Origin of the sequence: Cytobacillus sp. OWB-43, assembly GCF_034651445.1 — a bacterium.
Classification (GTDB): Bacteria; Bacillota; Bacilli; order Bacillales; family Cytobacillaceae; genus Cytobacillus; species Cytobacillus kochii.
In genome coordinates this window covers 721,674-738,898 of the sequence record NZ_JAYEFF010000001.1, presented here as the reverse complement: position 1 = coordinate 738,898, position 17,225 = coordinate 721,674, and the positions used below count along the sequence as shown (strand labels likewise).

The window sequence follows — 17,225 nt, the reverse complement described above, 5'->3', positions numbered from 1 at the left end:
ACTACACCCTCACCTTTTTAATATCACTACTTAAAGAATACTTTCTTTCGATATGATGACGATTAGCATCCTTTTCCCCTAAGGCATCATTAGCAATCAGTATACGTTGTATATTTGCCGACCCTTCACCAAAGTGAAGCATATTCGCATAGTTTACATACTTCATAATCGGATATTCATCTGCTATACCATTGCCACCAAATATCTCTAACGCACTTCTTGCAGCTTTGGTAGCTACTTCTGAAGCAAAATATTTTGCGTATGCACTTTGTCTAGTCGCCGCTTCGCCTTTATCTTTTAAGTAAGCGCTTTTATACGTAAGCAATCTTGCAGCCTCTGTTTCTACTACCATATCCGCAATCAAATGTTGAATCATTTGATATTGACCAATTGGCACACCACTCACTTCTCGTTTGTTTGCATAAGATATCGCCTCATCAATACAACCTTGAGCAATACCAACCAATCGTGAAGAAACAGTTAAGCGTCCATAATCAAGCGCGTTCATCGCAATTTTAAAGCCTCCTCCCTCTTTACCTAATAATTGACTTTTGGGGATTCGATAATCCTCTAAAAATACTTCACAGCTTCTTGTCATATATCCTAGTGAACTGATTTCGATTGGTTTTGCATAAAACCCTGGTACATTAGTCTCAATAATAAATGCAGAAATGCCATTATGACCAGCTTCTGGATTTGTTCTCGCAAACAACACACCTACATCTGCCTCGTTAGCAAAAGTAATCCACATTTTTGATCCATTCAGCACGTACTCATCACCATCTAAAACAGCCGTTGTCTTCATTGCTCCAGCAGGGTCTGAGCCACCACCAGATTCAGTAAGAGCGAACATACCAATTTTCTCTGCCTTTATTAGAGAAGGGACATATTTTTCAATTTGCTGCTTATTTCCCCAATTTAAGATTGTAAAAGGGCAGGTCATTGCTTGCATATTAAAGGCATAACCTAACGATGGATGTGCTTTCGATATTTCTTCAGCAATGATAGCTAAATTAAGAAAACCTAATTCAGACCCACCATATCGCTCAGGAAAACAAGCACCAAAAAAACCTAGATAGCCCATTTTTTCAAAAATATCTTTCGGGAATAATTGATTTTTCTCATAATATTTAATATGAGGTGACACTTCTTTTCGGACAAACTCCTTTACCATTTGTAAGACTTGTTGGTTTTCATTTGTGTATTCGAACTCCATCTATCCCCACCACCTAATTAGAATTTTCTGAATTTATTAATTATACTATTATATATATTAATAATATTCAATATTTTATTAATAAAACAGATAATTTATTTGGGATAATGGATACAATTGATAGACATATGAGACTTTGTCCTTTAAAAATAGTAATTAATAATTATAGAGTTGATCTTTTTTGTTGAAACTTCTCTCTTGCTTGTATATACCAGTCATTACCTAAAGAATCGATAATAACTGTAACTGGAAAATTTTCTACTGTGAGCTTGTATACTGCCTCCGGACCTAACTCAGGAAATGCCACAACCTCAGCCTCTCTAATAGCCGTAGAAAGAAGTGCGCCGGTGCCCCCTATTGCTGCTAAATAAACGGCTTTGTTTCTTTTTATACTTTCCTTTACTTCTTCATTTCGATATCCTTTTCCAATCATTCCTTTTAAGCCATGCTCTAATAATAATGGTGTATATTTATCCATTCTACTACTAGTAGTTGGACCAGCGGAGCCAATCACTTGGTCAGGTTTTGCTGGGGTCGGACCAACGTAATAAATAAAAGCATTTTCTACCGTGAATGGAACCGTTTCTTGTTGAGATAAAAGATCATAAATTTTTTTATGGGCTGCGTCTCTTGCTGTATATATTAAGCCTGATAATTCGACTTGCTGTCCTGCCCTTAATGTTTCCAACTCTTCTGGTTTTAAGGGTAAAGTTAACTGCTTTTTTTCCAATTCTATCAGCCTCACATTCTCAATTCTTTATGTCTTGACGCATGACAATTTAAATTAACAGCCACAGGAAGTGCAGCGATATGACATGGTTCTAACTCGATTTTTACATCTATGGCAGTTGTATCGCCACCTAAGCCTTGAGGACCAATCCCCATTTCATTTATGTTCTTCATTAAATCTTTTTCTAATTGGGCAACTATTGGAGACTGATGATGTTGACCAATCGGTCTAAACAATGATTTTTTAGCTAAATAAGCGCAGCGTTCAAAATTCCCACCAATTCCAATTCCAACAACTAAAGGTGGACAAGCATTAGGTCCTGCATTTTCAACGGTTGTTAAGATGAACTCTTTTACGCCTTCGATACCATCTGCTGGGGTTAACATTTTAAGTGCACTCATATTCTCACTCCCTCCCCCTTTTGCCGACATATGGATAACGAGTTGATCTCCGGCTTTCATTTCAATATGAATAATGGCAGGGCTGTTATATGTTGCAGATTTATCTCGTGTCAGGGGATTATTGACGATAGAATGCCGTAAATACCCGTCTTTATATCCTTTCATTACACCTTCATTAATGGCACTTGTAATTGTCCCACCTTTAATCAAACAGTCTTGACCTAATTCAACTATAAAAACGGAAACACCTGTATCCTGACACATAGGCACACGGTTTTCTGTAGCGATATTCGCATTTTCAATTAAATCTAACAGGATATCTTTCCCAATTGGTGACCTTTCTGTTTCTACCGCTTGTCGAAAAGCAGAAATAACGTCTTCGCCAAGGTCAAAGTTCGCTTCCTGACAAAGCTTCGCTACTTTTTCCACTATATGGTCATAAGCAATCACTTTCATCATCAAGCCTCATTTCCATTTACAATTGGGCTATTTGCCAGTAGCCAATCCTTTATTTTTAAATTTTCAATATTGTATATATCATCTACTCTATGATCTACATCTGTGATCTTATGAGCCACTAATGACTGGAACTTCTCAACCATTTGTTTTTTACTGGCAGGATTCTCTGGGTCTCCTTTTGGAAATTCAGTCGCGAAACTATAACTTTCTTTATTCCTTAAGACAATAGTTACCTTTGCACCCCATTGTTCTGGATAGGCATCCGTAAAATCCTTTGTTGATGCTACTCGTACTTTATTCATCATTTCTCTAATTTCACTATTATTTAATGATCTTTCATTAAAGTCTTGTAGAAAAGCGCTGCCTTTAAGGGCAATTAAGCTAACACAGAATTGTACACTAAATTTTGCTGCATAAATGGAACGAGGTTTGGGATTATCTGTTATATCTAATACCGTTTGATAGGTTTCTATGAGGATTTTTTCAATTTTAGTAGAGTCAATTGAATGTTTGTTCATCAATGTATGCACACAGTCCATACTCGGATGGGTATGACGACAGGAAGCATAAAGCTTAAAACCATTTTCCATTATTTTAAACTTCTCACCGAGTCCTTCAATAATCTTTTGTTCGTTGTACGAATCACTCATTGCCTTGAAAAAACCACGATCACCTTCTAATATCTTTGAGGCACCTGTAAAGCCTTTTTTAGCAAGGAGTGCTGCAAGTACACCATTATAGGATGCCTTTGCAGTATGAAGCTGTTTTGAATTGGCTCCATCTTCAATAAATTCCCATAACCCCGCTGCCTGTGTCCCTGCATTCCCCAAAGCATGAACGATTAGTTGTTTATTAAGCCCTAATAACTTCGCTGCTGCAGCTGCTGCTCCGAAAGTCCCGCATGTTGCGGTATTATGCCAATAATAATAATGACTAGGCGTAACCGCTTCACCGATACGATAACAAACTTCATAGCCGATGACGATACTCGTAATTAATTCTTCTATTGATAAGTCATACGCTTCACACACAGATAAAGCAGCAGGAATCACAACTGTTGCTGCATGAATAATCGATCCTTTATGAATATCATCTAACTCCACTATATGGCTAGCAGCACTATGAATCATGGCAGCATTTGCAAGAGAAGTCCTTTCACCGGAAATAAGGGTTGCCTGTTCATTCCCTCCCATTTCAAATAACGTCTCTTTTAATGCAACCACTGGTGGTTCATCTATTCCTGCTATTGCTGAACCGTACCAATCTAAAATACATACTTTCGTAAACTCAATCACATCTTTTGGTAAATCTTGATAGTCTAAATTAATTATATATTCTGAAATTTTTTCCGTTAAAGCCATTGTCCATTCTTCCTTCCTTCGTTAAAGTAAACGTTTGCAAAAGATAAGGCAGCTCTGAAAAATTCGTGCTGCCTTCCTGATGAATCAATATTTATTTCATTCTTTCATTTTTTAAACTGTGAATAAGTGATTCACCTGTTCTTAAAATATGATGAGACAAAATCTCACCTGCATGCTCAAATCTTTTCTCTCTTATCGCTTTGATAATCTCCCGATGCTCTTCATTTGATGTAGCCGTCTGACCTGTAATAAAATGTGGTGTTTGTTGTGGTAGCCCATTCCATAGTGTGTCAATAAAACCATTTAATCTCTCCCAATGGCAGTGCTTTAATAATAATTGATGGAATTCTATATTTCTTTCAATAAATTCATCTACATCTTCACTATCTTCCATCAAATGTACAAGATCTATTAATCTCGTGATTTCAGTATCTGTAAGCAGCTTTGCACTTTGGATAAAAGCCATCTTCTCTAACTGTGCTCTTAAGGTGTACACCTCTTGTAAATCTGATAAATGAATCGTTTTAACAATAGCTCCTTTATGTGGTACTAGGGTAATTAAACCTTCAGATTCTAATTTTCTCAATGCTTCTCTAATCGGCATTCTACTGACACCAAGTTTTTCTGCTAAATCTGATTGTTTTAATCGTTCACCAGGTTTAAACTGACCTTTTATAATTGCTTCTCGGAGAACATTACATACTTTTAAATGCAGTGTATCGCGATTATCTAATTTCAAATCAACATCAATCGTCAATGATCACTCACCCTTTACTCCCTTTTAAAACAGGATACAAAATCCAATTAAAATTGTCTATACTTTTCTGAAATTTATTTAAAGAGTAGTAAAACTAAGTGTTCGCCGAAAAGGGGTCAGCTAATACTAGCGTATCAAACATTTTACAGTTCACAATATGAAAGTGTCATCACCTTGATTCATTACACTCACTATTTATCTGTAGTAATTTCTTAGCCTGTTTATAAACGGGATAATCCACTAAACGCCCATTCACATTAATTGATGCTTTTCCCTCTTTCTCAGCGTCTTCAAACAGTCTAATCACTTCTTTCGCTTCATGAATACGGTTGTTATTCTCTTGATGATACACATCATTGATTCGTACGACTTGCTTTGGATGAATCGCTAATTTACCAGCAAAGCCTATTTTCCGGCCATGGGTTGTTTCTTTAATGAGATCATTGCTATTCTCTAAATGAAGGAACACAGAATCAATAGGGGGTAGTATTTTAGCTGCTGCTGAAGCGTTTACTAGTTGTGAACGTGCGTATAATAACTCTTCCCTCCCCTCTCCTACCTCAATATTTGTATCTAAACAATAATCAACCGCACCAAAAGCCAGTCTTTCAACGGTTTCTGTTGCAGTGGCAATGTCAAATGAATAATGTATCCCTTTTGCCGTTTCGATTAAGGGAATAAGAGCTATCGATTCGTCTGCCAAATAAGTTGCTATCTCCTTTATCATGTTTTTATCTTCTGCTTTTGGGATAAATAGTCCCCGTGGCTTACATACTTTAACTAATTGGAGATCATGATAAAAATACGGACTTTCACTATCATTAATCCTAATATATACCCTTTGCCTATCCCATTCATTAAGTTCACTCATATAACCAGAGACCTTCTCTCTGGCTACATGCTTTTTGGAATGGGCAACAGAATCCTCTAAGTCAAGTATGATGGCTGATTGCTTAATTGTTAAAGCCTTATTTACCATCTTGGTAGAGATCGCAGGTACGAATAAAAAACTAAACATTTGATTCATCAAATATCTTCAACCTCCCTACATTCAGCCAATATTATTTTGTAATTGAAGACAAATTTTATTTGTCACTTCATCAGTCGTAGCATTTCCGCCAATATCTCTCGTCTTTATCCCTGCATCAGTAACTTCTTCCATTGCTCGTAAGACCTCTCTAGCTAGTGCGATTTCACCTAAATGATCTAACATTAACGAAGCCGTCCATATTTGCCCGATTGGATTGGCTATTCCTTTACCATAAATATCTGGCGCTGAACCATGTACAGGCTCAAACATGGACGGATATTTCCCATTTATATTGATGTTTCCTGCAGGGGCTATACCAATACTCCCCATAATCGCTCCACCAATATCAGTTAAAATATCTCCAAAAAGATTACTAGCAACGATCACATCGAAATCGCTCGGTTTGGTAACAAAAAAAGCAGCTAGTGCATCAATATGCACAGATGATGTACGCACTCCTGTATAGCGATTACTCACATCATTAAACACTTCATCCCAAAATGGCATCGAATGGACAATACCGTTAGATTTCGTAGCTGAAGTGACATGACCCTTACGAAGAACAGCTTGCTTAAACGCATAATCCATTACTCTTTCCGTTGCTTTTCTCGTAAAAATGGCGTTTTGGATAGCGATTTCGTCTGTTTCTTTATGTATTCTCCCACCAGATTCACTATACTCGCCCTCACTATTTTCACGTACAACTAGAAAATTAAATGCCCCTGGATCAACGAGAGGGGAGGTTAGCCCTTTAAATAATTTGGCTGGTCGGATATTAATGGTCTGCTCAAATTCTCTCCTAATGTGAATGAGTAACCCCCATAATGAAATATGATCGGGAACTTTGTTCGGATCTCCTACTGCCCCTAAAAAAATCGCATCAAAATTCTTCAGTCGCTCTAGACCGTCATCACTCATCATTTTGCCATGTTTGAGATAATAGTCGCACCCCCATGGAAATTCAGTTGTCTCTAATTGAATACCACCATGTAAAGTCGCTGCTGTTTGGAGCACTTTTACGGCAGAAGGTACAACCTCTTTCCCGATACCATCACCAGGAATCACTGCTAATTCATATCTTTTCATCATTTTTACCTCCTCTATGTTGTCATTGTTATATATTTTCTTTTCTTTACTTCCTTTAATAAATCCTTTTCTTTTTTCAAATATTAAGTGAAGTCTTTATACTAAGTAACCGTTAGAGCGCTTTATTTTAAAGAACATCAAGTTATTTCTTCGGCATTTTAAGCAAGAATGTTTTAAATATCTAACCAATCTCATCCTTTAGGATATACTAAGATTGTACATAAAGATTTATCATAAATTTAAAAGGGTGGTTATATTTGCATACAGCAATTTCATTTCAAAATGTACATTATCACACTGATTCATTATCAATTATTAAAGACATAACTGGTACTATTTCATCGGGGAATATAACGACCGTTGTCGGTCCATCAGGCTCGGGCAAATCTACACTCTTTCATTTATGTAATGGGATGAAATCAGCCTCATCTGGAGACATTTTCATTCATGGTGAGGATATTTTGACCATTACACCAACAGTTTTACGTCGTAATGTAGGAATAGTTCTGCAAAAAGCCATTATGATAGAAGGGGATGTCTATGATAATTTATCGTTGCCGCTAACCCTCAATGGAGAAAAGTTGTCAAAAGAAAAGGCGATTGAAATGCTTAATTTGATTGGATTGAATGAAGAATTTCTTCACCGCAAAGCAACAGACCTTTCTGGAGGGCAACAACAAAGGGTGTCTATCGCGCGGACATTATTGAATGAACCAGTAATATTATTGTTAGACGAAGTTACATCAGCCCTTGACCAAACTTCACAAAGGGAAGTTGAGCAACTAATTACATCCATTAATCAAAAGAGAAAAACAACCATTGTTTGGATTACTCATAATCTTGATCAAGCACTACGCATAGGGGATGAGACGTGGGTAATTATAGATGGCAAACTAGCGGCACATGGAAAAAGTTCTGAAATTGTTTCAACCTCTAATGATAAGGTCAAGCAGTTTTTTGAAGGTGGTGAGGAAAAATGACTTTTTTCCAATTATCTCTGACATTAATATTTGTTCTTATTCCTATTCTCTTATCTAAAACATTCAAGCTAGGTCTTGAGAAGGATGTCTTGATTGCGACCATTCGCTCAATCATCCAACTTCTTGCGGTCGGTTACGTGTTGCAATTCGTTTTTGATTCAGAAAGCTTTTTCTATATCTTTTTAATGATTATTCTCATTATTACTGCTGCCGTACATAATGCAAGAAAAAAAGGTGTGATGATCAAAGGCATTACATGGAAACTAATTCTTACATACTGCTTTATTGAAGTGTTGACCCAAAGTGTCCTTATTAGTCTTAAAATTATTCCAGCAACTGCGCAATATATGATACCCATTAGTGGAATGATTATTGGTAATGCGATGGTATTATCAATATTATTTCTTAATCGATTTACCGCGGAAATTGAAAACAGAACAGGAGAAGTAGAACTTTTTCTCTCATTGGGGGGTACACCGAAACAAGCCATTCATCGCCAGTTAATGACTAGTATTCGCGCAAGTACAATACCAACAATTGAAAGTCAAAAAACGATTGGTCTTGTACAACTACCTGGGATGATGAGTGGACAAATAATTGCAGGCGCTGATCCTGTTCAGGCTGTCATGTTTCAATTGTTGATTCTATTTATGTTGCTTTCATCTGCTGTTATTACGAGTATTATACTTGGATTCCTCTCCTATCCAACAATGTTTAATGAAAGGATGCAATTTGTGACTCATACGCCAAGTAAATCGGAATGATATCCTTTATAAAACGCGGACAAATGGAAATTTGTTCGTGTTTTTTCGTTTTAATAAACTCTATACCCTTTTGAATTATTTTTTATTTCTAAAATAAAGCAAAGATGTTTTAAGGGAAGCGTAACTACCAATAGCCCCATAACCATAAAAATAACCCATAAAGACCCCTGCAATGAGATCACCTCTATGACTAATAAAAATCGATACAATTAACCCAATAAGTATAGCCACTGTTGGTACAAAAGGTTTACTAATCCCTAGAAAATATTTTAACATTTGCGTAAAGATAATCACGATGGGAATGGCGATCATAGCATCCCAAAAATTTGTATGTATGACGGGAAATTCCATCTCTTATTGCCCCTTTCAATATTTAAACCAACAACATTGTTCTTTCTATTATTCTTCATCATTGCTGAAATACTCTTATAAAAGGATAAACCTCATGAAAATTGGTTACATTATAATTGAACAATCCAAGTAAACAGCAAAGGAAAATAAACATTTAAAAGGTTTTTAAGATACGATTTATATAAGTTCTGTATTATCTAAAAGATTAGGCGAATGAAAGCCTAGTCTATCGCATTAATGCATCATTTCAAATGGAGGCGAATCTACATGGCTATTAAAAAGAATATGGAGTTTAAAATTAAAGATGGTTTTTTACCGAACTTATGTTTGTCAAAATCTTTGAAGGTTTTGGATGTAAGTGATAGTAGTATTATTATTGAAATGGGGTCTTCACAAAGACGTGGCGTTTTCCCGCCAGAAAACTTCAATTATTGGATTAATAAAGGGATATTAATTGCCGTGAAAGACCATCAAAAGCGTATATCATAAAATTTTATACATACTTTTTTACCGTCATCATACCTTTGATAATGGAGGTGACTGTAGTGGAGCGAGAAGGCAAAAAGCCAGAAAATAAAAAAACGAAACAATTAGAAGCATTCATTCGTGAAAATAAAAATCAACCGTTAACAACTAATGAAGGGGTAAAAATTGCGAATGACGAAAATACTCTAACAGCTGGTGAACGCGGTCCCACCTTGATGGAGGATTTTATATTTCAGGATAAAATGGCTCATTTTGATAGAGAGCGTATTCCTGAGAGAGTAGTTCACGCGAGGGGATTTGCTGCCCATGGGGTTTTTCGTGTATATGAATCGTTAGAAGATATAACAATGGCTCATTTTCTTCAAGATCCTAGTTTAGAAACACCAGTATTCGTCCGTTTTTCTCAGGTGGCGGGCTCTAGAGGGGTAAATGAAACGAACCGAGATGTACGGGGATTTGCAACAAAATTTTATACAGAAGAAGGTAATTTTGACCTGGTAGGGAATAATATTCCCATCTTCTTTATTCAAGACGGTATTAAATTTCCAGATCTCATTCATGCAGTAAAACCTGAACCGCATAATGAAATTCCACAAGGTCAAACAGCTCACGACACTTTTTGGGACTTCATTTCTAGCAATGAAGAATCTGCAGCAATGATGATGTGGATTATGTCTGACCGGACAATTCCCCGTAGCTTTAGAACGATGGAGGGCTTCGGCGTCCATACATTTAGACTGGTTAATAAAAATAACGAAGCGAGATTTGTTAAATTTCATTGGAAGCCTGTACTCGGCCTGCACTCGTTAATTTGGGATGAAGCACAAAAACTTGGCGGAGCTGATGCCGATTTTCACCGCAGAGATTTATGGGAAAATATCGAAGAAGGTCACTTTGCTGAGTATGAATTAGGCATACAAGTCATAAATGAAGAAGACGAATTTAAATTCGGCTTTGATATTCTAGATGCGACTAAATTATGGCCAGAAGAGCTTGTTCCCGTACGGAAAATAGGTAAAATGACATTGAATCGAAATGTAGATAATGTATTTGCCGAAACAGAACAAGTTGCTCTTCACCCTGGTAGTATTGTTCGTGGTATTGACTTCTCTAATGACCCCCTACTACAAACGCGTATTTTTTCCTATTCAGATACACAAATATATCGTGTAGGAACAAATTTTCAGCAAATTCCTATTAATCGTCCTGTTTGTCCATTTCATAACAACCAACGAGATGGAGCAGCCAGATATATTATCGATAAGGATAAAGTCGCTTATCACAATAATTCCTTGCAAAACAATACACCTTATGAAGTACCCCCAGCAAGAGGAGGATTCCTCACATATCCTTCTCAAGTTGAAGGCATGAAAGTTCGAAAAACTGCTCCAAGTTTTACAGACCACTTTTCTCAGGCGAGGTTATTTTGGAATAGTATGAGTGATGTTGAAAGGAATCATATTTTCTTAGCTTTTAGCTTTGAATTAGGTAAAGTAAAAAGTAAAATGGTCAGACAAAATGTAGTCAACCTCATTGGTCATATTAGCCACGATCTTGCCACATCCGTGGCACATAAAATTGGTGTTGAGCCACCAAATGTGAAAGAATCATCGGAAACTGCGTCCTCTAAAGCACTTAGTATGGCAAACACAACTTTTTCGCCAGCTACTTTAAAGGTGGGGATCATCGTAGCTGACCAATATGATGCAGCTATTGTACGTCCATTATTACAACAGCTACTCGCAGCAAAAACTCGCCCGTTCATTATTAGTGAAACACAGGAAACATTGAATGGAACTGATGGTAGTACGCTTCAAGTCGACGATTCCTTTTTAACAGGCTCTCCACTGGTTTATGACAGTCTATTTGTCGTATCTGGAAGAGGAGCTACACCTCACTTTAATCAAAAAGCAAAGAGCTATATAATTGAACAATATAATCATTATAAACCGATCGGCTCTTCTCGAAGTGGCATGTACTTAATCCAAGAAGTTGGTATTATTAATAAACCTGGAGTAACAATCACAAATGGCCCTTTTAAAACTTATATACAAAATGTAGGTAAACAAAGGTTTTGGGAACGAGGATAATAGACAAAATACACAAGCATCAACTACCTTTGGCACCCATTTTACATTAGACCACTATTGTAGTGGTCTTCTCTTATGCTATGTCTGTACTTAATTGTAAATCTGTGAAAAAGATGAACGTTTGAACGCCTATCGTATTGAAAGATAAGCACTATTTTAAGACTTTTTCATTCGATTTTGATAAAAAGAATACCTAGCGCTCTTTGCTCTACTTCTTTCTCCTATACCTCATCCCTTATTAGCCGTAATGCTACAACTTTTACCTAAACAATCAAAAAAAGAAACACTCTTGAATCGTATAGACACGAAGCAAGAATGTTCATTTAAGTACTATTTCATATTATTTACCTGCTTTTGCTTTGTTCCCAAAAATCTCTTTTTCTAACCTTCTACCTGTTGGTGTAGCAGCTAACCCACCTTCAGCCGTTTCTCTTAACGCAGAAGGCATCGTTTGACCAATACGATACATGGCATCAATTACTTCATCACATGGAATTCTACTTGTGATACCTGCTAATGCCATGTCAGCAGCTGTCATCGCATTTGAAGCACCCATTGCATTTCTTTTCACACAAGGGACTTCTACCAAACCAGCTACAGGATCACATACTAAACCGAGCATATTTTTTAAAGTAATCGCCATCGCATGTGCTGCTTGAGAAGGTGAACCGCCTGCCATTTCTGTAATAGCTGCAGCTGCCATCCCACTCGCTGAACCCACCTCTGCTTGGCAGCCACCAGCTGCTCCGGAAATGGATGCATTATTGGCAACAATAAAGCCAAAAGCTGCGGATGTAAATAAGAATTCAATCATTTCCTCTCTTGTTGGGTTAAGTACATCCTTAACAGCAAACAACGTTCCAGGTACAACGCCTGCGGAACCCGCTGTTGGTGTGGCACAAATAGTTCCCATTGCTGCATTTACTTCATTTGTAGCAACAGCTTTGCTAACAGCATCTAGCAGTGTATGACCAGAAAGTGCTTTTCCACTTTTTATATATTTTTGTAATAAAACCGCGTCTCCTCCTGTTAACCCAGAAACGGAAGTTACACCATTTAAACCTCTCTCTACTGCTTGTTCCATAACGGTAAGATTACGATCCATTTGGGCAATAATATCTTCACGTGCGCGCCCGGATACTTCAACTTCTTGGCGAATCATCACTTCTGCAATTTTAATTTGCTCTTTGTCTGCAATTTCTACTAATTCTGCCGCGTTCTTAAATAACATATACATCCCTCCTACATGCTGTCATTAATCCACCATCTTGATGACTTGAGTGATATGTGGTAACTGAGCAATTTCGTCCATTAAGTTTTGATCAATATTTTGGTCAACTTCAATGACCATTAAAGCCATTTTCCCTTTTTCTTTTCTTGACACTTCCATATGACCGATGTTTATTTCATGTTGTGCTAAAAGGTAAGTAACTTTTGAAATCACACCAAATTGGTCATTATGGACCACTAAGATAGCGGGATGTTCACCTGTAAGTTTAAGCGCAAATGAATTTAATTCAATTATTTCAATAGAGCCTCCACCAATGGAAATACCAACTAGCTCCATTTCTTTATCATCATCGAACAATTTAATGCGCACAGTATTTGGATGATCGACAACTGCTTCTTCAACAGAAAACACGATTTCCATTCCCAGTTGCTCGGCTAATTGAAGCGATCCAGGGATGCGTTCATCATACGTATCGTAATCAAGAATTCCCCCTACAATTGCCACATCTGTTCCATGTCCCTTATACGTTTTTGCAAATGAACCATAAAGATATATTTCCGCTTTAGAAGGCTGTCTGCCAAATAAGGTCCGAGCTACCCTTCCAATTCGAGCAGCTCCAGCTGTATGTGAGCTAGAAGGTCCGATCATAACTGGGCCGATAATATCAAATGCTGATCTATATTTCATATCTTATGCTCCTTTATCATTAACTGACTCTTTATCTTATACATACTCATGTGTGTTCTCATTCTCATTCATCACTTTTATCTTTTGTAAATAATTATAAATAGTAAACTTAGAAACTCCTAAAATAGAAGCAACATATTCATTGGCTCCTTTAATTAAGAAGGTTCCTTTTTCCTCTAACCTTTTCACTGCCTCAATTTTTTCATCAATCGTCATACTTGCAGGTGCCTTTTTAAACGGTTGAAGGACTTGTTCTACCATTTCGTGAACAATATCCTGTACGGATGTAAAGAAAGTTTCATCCTTTGTATCTTCTTCATTAAAGTTTGTTAACGTTTCAAGGACACCACCAAATTGCATCATCAAGCTTATATCGTAGTTCATACATAGCGCGCCAATAATTTTATTATGTTCATCTCGTAAGAAAACGGTCGATGATTTCATTACATTTCCTTTTGGTGTCTGCGTTTTATAGTTGGCAAGATCCTCTGCCTCATGGTTACCCTTTGCTAATTCGTTCAAAACCAAATCCGTAATTGGAGCACCAATTGAACGACCAGTTACATTACCAGCAAGATGTATAAGCGATTTCTTAAAATCTGCGAAATCATGAACACCTACTTCACAATGAGGGCCAAACATTTTCACAAGCATATCTGCCGTTCTAATAGCAAAGTCAAATATATGTTGATCCTTCTTTTTCATCTTTGTCACATCCTATACTCTTCGAATGAAACCGTTTTCAAAATGGTTGTATTTCAAATCCTAATCATCATAACACACATAAACTATAATTAAAATATTTTTTTAATGCATACAATTTTTTTGTAAAATCATTCTGAAAGAACTATAAACTAAGAACAACAAATAAAAACAGTGAGTCTAAAATAGCTATTATGTAAATTTATATGAGAATAGATTATATCCACAATTCACTCGAGAAAGAAGGGGGCATTTACTTGTTACGTGTCAACGTATCCCCACGTCTAACATCAAAATCACTCACTTTTCGTACGTGAGCAGAGTTTTTTTGTTTAATTTTGCCAACGCTCATAGTTTGGGACTCTTCTTGGAAGTGGAAAACTTCTTTTTTTATTTTGTGAGGGTTTCAGCTTGGATTAAATTTATGAGAGCAACTTTAAAATACTTTCAAATCATGCTACACACATCGACCCAAAAAACAACAAATGAAAAGCGAAAGAACAAAAGTCCTCTCGCTTTATCATCAAACATTTCTTAAGACTAAATGAAGACGATTATTTCTCGTGTCTTGCTCCTCTTCATCAGCTAAATCGTATTTCTTTAATAAATGAAATACATCGTTTAGGATTTCTTGGCTATGTTCTTCTTGGAAAAAAAGGTCGAACTTTGCATGCAAATCCTTAGGCAAATACGATTGCTGATCTATATACTTATTTTTTACATCAGTCATTGTGTGATCTAATTTGCATTCGCTCATCTTTTATCCCCCTTAATCAATTTTTCAATGTATGAAGTATAACATTGAATATAAGTTATTTGCTATATTTTAACCTGAAGTTCACATTCAATACTTTAACTTTCCGCTTCATCGTCTTGAACATATTGATAGTCCTCACGATTGATAGGGGTAAACCCTGCTGGATGATAAAACCTTAATAAATCTTTTGTTAATATTTCATCTGAAAGATCAAGTTTTTCTCTCGCTGCTTGTGTCAGTTGATCAAACTCCTCCTCATACGATATCATTTTACCGCTTTTACTATCATAATAACGCTGATTAATCATACTTATATCATTCGAGACAAAATCACCATTTCGTAATGGCGTTAGTTCGATATGACCTTTAGCTAATAAATCTGTTCCTAAACCTAAATATTGATTGGTTTCAACCCCTAATAAATGTAGAAGTGTAGGCCTAATATCCAATTGTCCACCGATAGGTTGAGGATAATCACCTGTTTTCACTCCAGGGATATGAATAAAGACGGGGACTTGTTGTAGTTTTAAACTTTCGAATGGTGTAATTTCTTTACCGATAATCTCTGCCATCGCTTCATTATGATTCTCTGAAATTCCGTAGTGATCACCATAAAGGACAATAATAGAACGGTCATACAATCCACTCTTTTTCAAACCTGTGAAAAACTTAGATAATGCGGAATCTAAGTAATTTGCTGATTGGAAATACTGATTAACAACCTTATCATTTGTATTAGCTTGTGGGAAATTTGTATCCCATTCGTCCATTTCAAAAGGAAAATGATTGGATAATGTAATAAATTTTGCGTAAAAAGGTTCAGGTAATCCCTGTAATATTGGCATCGACTCTTCAAAAAAAGGTTTATCTTTCAATCCATAATTCTTCGTATTTCTCTCATTCATATCATAATATGATGCATCATAGAAACGGTCATAGCCTTGAGAACGATACATTTCATTCCGATTCCAAAATGTTTTATAATTCCCATGAAAGGAAGCAGATGTATAACCATATTCCTTTAATATTCCTGGTGTAGATTGAAAGGTATTTTGCGCTTTATTTACATAGGCCGATCCTTGCGGCATGCCATATAAAGAATTATCAAGAATGAACTCAGCATCCGATGTTTTACCTTGACCCGTTTGATTATAGATTTGATCGAAATAAAACGTCTCCTCATCTTCTACTAAAGAATTGAGAAAAGGTGTGACTTCCTTCCCTTCTATTTTCATATTGATTACAAAATCTTGTAATGATTCCATTGAGATTACTATCACATTGCGATTTTGCGCCAATTTAAAATAATCCTGAGAAGGCGAAACATAGCGATCTTGAATTTCTTTTTTAATCTTTGCCACATCTTCGCTATCTGCCATTGCTCTTTCACTAGTCGCATGTATATTTTGATAAATGTCAAAAAGTGTGAAATTGTATAACCCTAAATACTTGACTATATAGGCGCGATCAAATGAGCGCTGAAATAACCCCGGTCGTTCCTTTTCTGCTAAAATGACATTTCCTATAACCATCATTATTCCTAAGAAAAGACCTAGCAATGCCATTTTCATGCTTCGATGTCCAACAATCTTAACTTTAAATACGGTTAAAAGGACGACCAACACGATCAAATCTATAAAAAAGAGAATATCTAATGGCTGTATGAGGGCGAAGGCACTATTACTTAATTGCCCCCCATTTGTTCTTGTTTGCATTAAGACTGGTATTGTAATGAAATCATTGAAGAATCGATAGTATACAACATTTGCATAAAGAATAATGGTTAAAAAAAGATCCATGATAAGTAAATAAATCATTTGTTTACGTTTATTAAATATATACAAGATAAAAAATAAGCTAGCAGAACTTAAAATATGTGTAGCTAATATAATCATTTGCGTTCCCAGCTCAATACTCATTCGAAACTGTGTGCTATATGTAATCAAGAGCTTCATAACAAAACTACTTAATGCAATGAGAAAAATCGTATGAAATGAAATATATTTATGGCTTTTTTCTTCCATTATAAAACCTCTTTCACGTTCTTTTATAAGTATAAATGCAATATGATATAGGCTTGCTCCTATTGAAGACGAAGACAAAAATAATAAAGTTTCAAAAATGAAGCTTTTTGATA

At 36.2% G+C, this 17,225-nt stretch carries 17 protein-coding genes; 4 read left to right on the top strand and 13 right to left on the bottom strand.

Annotated elements, in window-relative coordinates:
• Position 1 precedes the first annotated feature (1 nt).
• The 7 genes from U9M49_RS03740 to U9M49_RS03710 form a co-directional block, all read right to left on the bottom strand.
• Positions 2-1,216, bottom strand: a complete 1,215-nt coding sequence (locus U9M49_RS03740) for an acyl-CoA dehydrogenase family protein (RefSeq protein ID WP_322909296.1) — start codon at positions 1,214-1,216, stop codon at positions 2-4.
• Positions 1,217-1,379: 163 nt separating this feature from the next.
• Complete coding sequence (locus U9M49_RS03735) at positions 1,380-1,946, bottom strand: Fe-S-containing hydro-lyase (RefSeq protein WP_095373370.1); 567 nt, start codon at positions 1,944-1,946, stop codon at positions 1,380-1,382.
• An 11-nt stretch (positions 1,947-1,957) separates the two neighbouring features.
• Positions 1,958-2,803 (bottom strand): fumarate hydratase, encoded by an 846-nt coding sequence (locus U9M49_RS03730; RefSeq protein ID WP_322909295.1) that lies wholly within the window; start codon positions 2,801-2,803, stop codon positions 1,958-1,960.
• A gap of 2 nt (positions 2,804-2,805) precedes the next feature.
• A complete protein-coding gene (locus U9M49_RS03725; protein WP_322909294.1) occupies positions 2,806-4,167 on the bottom strand; it encodes an MmgE/PrpD family protein in 1,362 nt (453 codons plus the stop codon).
• Positions 4,168-4,258: 91 nt separating this feature from the next.
• Entirely contained in the window at positions 4,259-4,924 is a 666-nt protein-coding gene (locus U9M49_RS03720) for a GntR family transcriptional regulator (protein WP_095373373.1), read from the bottom strand.
• A gap of 169 nt (positions 4,925-5,093) precedes the next feature.
• The gene (locus U9M49_RS03715; protein ID WP_322909675.1) at positions 5,094-5,951 is read right to left on the bottom strand and encodes a CoA ester lyase; all 858 of its coding nucleotides are present in this window, start codon (positions 5,949-5,951) and stop codon (positions 5,094-5,096) included.
• A 24-nt stretch (positions 5,952-5,975) separates the two neighbouring features.
• A complete protein-coding gene (locus U9M49_RS03710) occupies positions 5,976-7,040 on the bottom strand; it encodes a tartrate dehydrogenase (protein ID WP_322909293.1) in 1,065 nt (354 codons plus the stop codon).
• Between the two features lie 257 nt (positions 7,041-7,297).
• Here U9M49_RS03710 and U9M49_RS03705 point away from each other — a divergent pair, with 257 nt between their 5' ends.
• Both U9M49_RS03705 and U9M49_RS03700 read left to right on the top strand, forming a co-directional pair.
• Entirely contained in the window at positions 7,298-8,020 is a 723-nt protein-coding gene (locus U9M49_RS03705; RefSeq protein WP_322909292.1) for a phosphate ABC transporter ATP-binding protein, read from the top strand.
• Complete coding sequence (locus tag U9M49_RS03700; RefSeq protein ID WP_095373377.1) at positions 8,017-8,784, top strand: ABC transporter permease; 768 nt, start codon at positions 8,017-8,019, stop codon at positions 8,782-8,784. Before U9M49_RS03705 ends, U9M49_RS03700 begins: the two co-directional genes overlap by 4 nt.
• A 75-nt stretch (positions 8,785-8,859) precedes the next feature.
• On the opposite strand, the gene U9M49_RS03695 is transcribed toward U9M49_RS03700, so the two are convergent.
• On the bottom strand, positions 8,860-9,135 hold the full coding sequence (locus U9M49_RS03695; protein WP_095373378.1) for a hypothetical protein: 276 nt from the start codon (positions 9,133-9,135) through the stop codon (positions 8,860-8,862).
• A 267-nt stretch (positions 9,136-9,402) separates the two neighbouring features.
• Here U9M49_RS03695 and U9M49_RS03690 point away from each other — a divergent pair, with 267 nt between their 5' ends.
• Together U9M49_RS03690 and U9M49_RS03685 are read left to right on the top strand one after the other, a co-directional pair.
• On the top strand, positions 9,403-9,624 hold the full coding sequence (locus tag U9M49_RS03690) for a hypothetical protein (RefSeq protein WP_095373379.1): 222 nt from the start codon (positions 9,403-9,405) through the stop codon (positions 9,622-9,624).
• A 56-nt stretch (positions 9,625-9,680) separates the two neighbouring features.
• Complete coding sequence (locus U9M49_RS03685) at positions 9,681-11,711, top strand: catalase (RefSeq protein ID WP_233435259.1); 2,031 nt, start codon at positions 9,681-9,683, stop codon at positions 11,709-11,711.
• Positions 11,712-12,051: 340 nt separating this feature from the next.
• Here U9M49_RS03685 and sdaAA read toward each other — a convergent pair whose 3' ends face one another.
• From sdaAA to U9M49_RS03660, 5 genes are all read right to left on the bottom strand, one after another.
• On the bottom strand, positions 12,052-12,942 hold the full coding sequence (gene sdaAA / locus U9M49_RS03680; RefSeq protein ID WP_322909291.1) for an L-serine ammonia-lyase, iron-sulfur-dependent, subunit alpha: 891 nt from the start codon (positions 12,940-12,942) through the stop codon (positions 12,052-12,054).
• 24 nt (positions 12,943-12,966) lie between these two features.
• Positions 12,967-13,629 carry an L-serine ammonia-lyase, iron-sulfur-dependent subunit beta gene (sdaAB, locus tag U9M49_RS03675; RefSeq protein WP_095373382.1) on the bottom strand — a complete coding sequence of 221 codons (663 nt, stop codon included), beginning with the start codon at positions 13,627-13,629 and terminating at the stop codon, positions 12,967-12,969.
• Positions 13,630-13,665: 36 nt separating this feature from the next.
• Positions 13,666-14,334 (bottom strand): helix-turn-helix transcriptional regulator, encoded by a 669-nt coding sequence (locus tag U9M49_RS03670; RefSeq protein WP_095373383.1) that lies wholly within the window; start codon positions 14,332-14,334, stop codon positions 13,666-13,668.
• Between the two features lie 520 nt (positions 14,335-14,854).
• Entirely contained in the window at positions 14,855-15,088 is a 234-nt protein-coding gene (locus U9M49_RS03665) for a group-specific protein (protein ID WP_095373384.1), read from the bottom strand.
• 95 nt (positions 15,089-15,183) lie between these two features.
• Positions 15,184-17,112 carry an LTA synthase family protein gene (locus U9M49_RS03660; RefSeq protein ID WP_322909290.1) on the bottom strand — a complete coding sequence of 643 codons (1,929 nt, stop codon included), beginning with the start codon at positions 17,110-17,112 and terminating at the stop codon, positions 15,184-15,186.
• Positions 17,113-17,225: the final 113 nt, after the last annotated feature.